Genomic DNA, 3,736 nt, shown 5'->3' with positions numbered 1-3,736 from the left:
CGCGTGCCGGATGCCGCCGCCGGTGCCCAGCGGCTCCGGTTCGGGCACGCAGTCGAGCTGCAGGCCGAACGCGGAACCGTCGCCGAGGTAGTCCGCGAACACCTCCGCGCGGTAGGAGGTGCCGAGCACCACCCGGCGGATGCCCGCGGCGGCGATCCGCGACAGCAGGTGGCCGATGAACGGCACCCCCGCGGTCGGCAGCATCGGCTTCGGCGTCGAGGCGGTCAGCGGCCGCAGCCGGCTGCCCTGTCCCCCGACGAGCACGACCGCCGCCGTGCGTCCGAGCGCGACGGTGCCCCCTCCGTCCCGGCTCACTTCACGTCCCCCCGTGGTGTCCACGACCGACCTCCCTGGTGGATCTCCTGCCCGGAGTGACCACGTCGTCGGACCCGGGCGCTACTGTGACGGTCCCTCGGCAAGAACCGGTTCGGACTCCGCCGTCGGGGTCCACTCCGAAGAGAGACCGGGCAGGAGAAGCGTGGTGGAGCCGACGAACGCGTGGGACCGTGCGCAGCAGGCTATCGCCCGCGCGCAGCAGCGCAACGGCACCGTCGTGACTCCCGACAACGCCGAGTCACCGTTCGACGCCTCCCAGACGCAGATGATCCCCACGTTGTCCGCGCGCAACGGGTCGCCGAGCACGCAGGGTCACCGTGGGCGTCCCGCTCCGGCGCCGCGCCCCCCGGCCGACGGGCGCCGATCGGGAGGCCAGGACGGGCGCCGGGCGGCCCACCGCCGGCCCGATCCGGTGGACCCGGAGACGACGCCGGTCGACGTGTCCGACCCGACGCTCATGCGCGCCCTCCCCGCCGAGCCGCCCACCGTGCGCACCGCCGCGACGCGGCCGCGCACCGCGCCGTTCCCGGCGCAGACGGTGCCGAACGGCTCGTCGGGTCACGGCACGTCCGGGTCGGGCGGCCCGACGCCGGACGACACCCCCACCACGCCGCCCGTCGGGATCCGTGTGCCGTGGTGGAAGCGGCTGTTCGGCCGCCGCTGACCTACCCGGCGCTCCGGGTGCTCCACCGGGCCCGCGCGGCGAGGGCCGCCCGCAGGCCGGCCCGCAGCGGGGCCCACCGGGCACCGCGGTAGCGGTCGGCGAGGAAGCGGTACGCGCTGCGGTGGTGCTCCCGCAGCATCCGGGCCGACGTCGGGGCGTCGCGCGTCGTGGCGTGCCCGCCGGTGTGCACCACCGTCGCGTCCGGCACGTAGACGTTGAGCCACCCGGCCCGGCCGAGCCGGTCGCCGAGGTCGACGTCCTCGAAGTACATGAAGTACCGCGGGTCGAAGCCGTCGACCGAGTCCCACGCCTCCCGGCGCAGCAGCACGCACGACCCGGACAGCCACCCGGCCGTCCGCTCCTCGACCGAGCCCTCCTGTCGGTAGGAGCGCGTCCAGGGGTTGGCCGGCCACACCGCGCCGAACACCGCGTGCCCCACGCCGCGTCCGAGCGAGGGCTGCAGCCGCGCCGAGGGGTACACCGCGTCGTCGGTCCGGATCAGGGGGCCGAGCGACCCGGCCCGCGGCCAGCGGTCGGCCGCCTCGAGGAGGGTGTCGAGCGCACCCGGGCCCAGCACGATGTCCGGGTTGCTGACCAGCACCCAGCCCACCGAGGGGTCGAGGCCCGCCACGGCCCGGTTGGCGGCGGCGCCGTAGCCGAGGTTCTCCCCCATCGCGAGCAGTTCCGCGCGGCCGGCGGCGGCCTCGGCCTCGGGGACCCCGTCGACGGACCCGTTGTCGGCGAGCACGACCCGGACCGGCCTGGTGGTGGCTCCGGCCACGGAGTCGAGGAAGGCGGACAGCGAGTCGCCCGGGGAGTAGGTGACGACGACGACGGCGAGGCCGTCCCCGTAGGTGGCGCGCGTCGGTGTGCCGTGGGGAGCCGCCGTCATGTCCTGCATCCTGACGGAGCCCGGGTGCCACCGGCCGAGTGCCCCGCCGAGAGCCTCAGACGGGACGCTGGGAGTCGTCGGAGGCGGGCAGCGCGAGCGGCCAGTACCGCCAGGAGTCCGGCCCGACGCCGCCGGTGTTCGCCTCGAGCCGACGCGGGGTGGAGACCGGGACGCCACGCCGTGGTGACGTCGCGGCGGCGAGGGGACGCTCGCCGGTCCGGCGGCACGAGGCCCGGTCCATGCGGGCGCGCAGGCGATGGCGCTCCCGGCCCGCGTCGACCACGAGCCAGACCGCGACGACACCCAGCAGGGTGAGCAGGACCGTCTCCAGCGCCATGCCGATCCAACGCACGAGTCGCCGGGAGGTGACGCCCGGTCGGCGACACGCCTCGACGGGTCCGGGAACCGGTCTCCCCGGACACCTCTCCGGGCGCATGATCACCGGTGGACCGTCCGACGACCGACGACCGCCCCTCAGCGCACCGCGGCGGGCCCGAGCAGCTCGGGATGGCGGACGACGGCGGCCGACAGCGCCTCCCGCCAGGGGCGCAGCGCGGGCAGCCCGGCCGCGGTCCACGACGCCGGCGAGAGGACCGACCACGCGGGACGCGGCGCCGGGCGCGGGAACTCGGCCGTGGTGCAGCCGCGGACCCGCTCCGGGTCGGCGCCCAGCTCCTCGAACACCGCCCGGGCGAGCCCGCACCACGTGGTGACCCCGCCGCCGGTCGCGTGCAGCGTGCCGGGCGCCGCACCGGAACGCCCGAGGGCGACCAGGCCGACCGCGAGGTCGCGGGACCACGTGGGCGAGCCGTGCTGGTCGTCGACGACGTGGAGGGTGTCCCGCTCGCCCGCGAGCCGGGCCATGGTGCGGACGAAGTTCGCCCCGGTCCCGCCGTAGACCCACGCGGTGCGCACCACGTGGTGGGCCTCGGGCGCCGCCTCCCGCACCCGCTGCTCGCCCGCCTCCTTCGTGCGCCCGTAGACCCCGGCCGGGCCCGTCGGGTCGTCGGGCTCGTAGCCGGCACGGCCCCCGTCGGGCGCGGACCGCCCGGCCGGCCCGGCACCGTCGAAGACGTAGTCGGTGGACACGTGCACGATCCGCGCGCCGTGGCGCGCGCACGCCGCGGCGAGCAGGCCGGGGGCGACGGTGTTGACCTCGTGGGCGGCGCGGGCCGCGTCCGGGTCGGTCTCGGCGAGGTCGACGGCGGTGAACGCGGCGGCGTTGAGCAGCACCGCGGGGTCGTCCCCGGCCCGGTCCGCGCCGGCCCACGCGGCCACGGCCCGCTCGACCGCGTCGGCGTCGGTGATGTCGAGCTCGGCCCGCGTCAGCGCCGTGACCCGCTCGCCGTCCGCACGCAGCAGCCCGGCGAGGTCCGTCCCGAGCGCCCCGCCCGCTCCCGTCACCATCCAGCGCACGTCGTGGCCCTCCCCCTCGTGTGCGTCGCGGCGCCCGGCACCGGGACCCCGCGTGATCGTGTGCCATCCTCCGACGCGCCGCGGCGGGCCCGAACGGGTGGTGGGCGGGAAATGCGGTCGGAGCCGTCTAACCTGCCCCTCCAGGTGCTCGTGTCGGACGACGATGTCCTCTGCAGGCCGCGCCCTTTCCGGGGCCGGCGCGCGATACTCCCGACACGACGTCGCCTCGGCCCGGAAGGACCCCCGGCCCGAACCGAACCGACCCGACCCGACTGACGTCCCCGGCTGGACCCGGCCCCGCCGGCGGAGATCGTGAAGGGAGGCCGTGTGGAGGACGAGCGCGGCCGTCCCCGTCGCGATCCCGGCCGCCGGTTCGGGCCGTCCGCCGGGCGCTCCCCCGGCGGCGACGGACCCGCGTCCCCACCGGG

General features: G+C 77.1%; 5 protein-coding genes. 1 reads left to right on the top strand and 4 read right to left on the bottom strand.

What is annotated here, in order from left to right:
• Window positions 1-315: nucleotidyltransferase family protein (locus AC0CYZ_RS29220; protein WP_472221622.1), on the bottom strand; the 315-nt coding region annotated here is incomplete at its 3' end.
• 163 nt (window positions 316-478) lie between these two features.
• Here AC0CYZ_RS29220 and AC0CYZ_RS29215 point away from each other — a divergent pair.
• A complete protein-coding gene (locus tag AC0CYZ_RS29215) occupies window positions 479-1,000 on the top strand; it encodes a hypothetical protein (RefSeq protein WP_472221621.1) in 522 nt (173 codons plus the stop codon).
• A gap of 1 nt (window position 1,001) precedes the next feature.
• Here the strand turns inward: AC0CYZ_RS29215 and AC0CYZ_RS29210 are convergent, their stop codons facing one another.
• The 3 genes from AC0CYZ_RS29210 to rfbD all read right to left on the bottom strand — a co-directional run bounded on the left by AC0CYZ_RS29210 (window position 1,002) and on the right by rfbD (window position 3,299).
• On the bottom strand, window positions 1,002-1,892 hold the full coding sequence (locus tag AC0CYZ_RS29210; RefSeq protein WP_472221620.1) for a glycosyltransferase family 2 protein: 891 nt from the start codon (window positions 1,890-1,892) through the stop codon (window positions 1,002-1,004).
• A gap of 55 nt (window positions 1,893-1,947) precedes the next feature.
• Entirely contained in the window at window positions 1,948-2,229 is a 282-nt protein-coding gene (locus AC0CYZ_RS29205) for a hypothetical protein (protein ID WP_472221618.1), read from the bottom strand.
• Window positions 2,230-2,366: 137 nt separating this feature from the next.
• A complete protein-coding gene (gene rfbD, locus AC0CYZ_RS29200) occupies window positions 2,367-3,299 on the bottom strand; it encodes a dTDP-4-dehydrorhamnose reductase (RefSeq protein ID WP_472221617.1) in 933 nt (310 codons plus the stop codon).
• Window positions 3,300-3,736: the final 437 nt, after the last annotated feature.

The organism is Actinomycetospora sp., assembly GCF_055612215.1.
The sequence above is the reverse complement of the archived record's forward strand: the minus strand, read 5'-3'. Positions and strand labels throughout refer to the sequence as shown.

Bases quoted from the DNA above. Each gene is read 5' to 3' on its own strand.
- AC0CYZ_RS29210 (WP_472221620.1), bottom strand. From the start codon at position 1,892: ATGACGGCGGCTCCCCACGGCACACCGACGCGCGCCACCTACGGGGAC.
- AC0CYZ_RS29205 (WP_472221618.1), bottom strand. From the start codon at position 2,229: ATGGCGCTGGAGACGGTCCTGCTCACCCTGCTGGGTGTCGTCGCGGTC.
- rfbD (WP_472221617.1), bottom strand. From the start codon at position 3,299: ATGGTGACGGGAGCGGGCGGGGCGCTCGGGACGGACCTCGCCGGGCTG.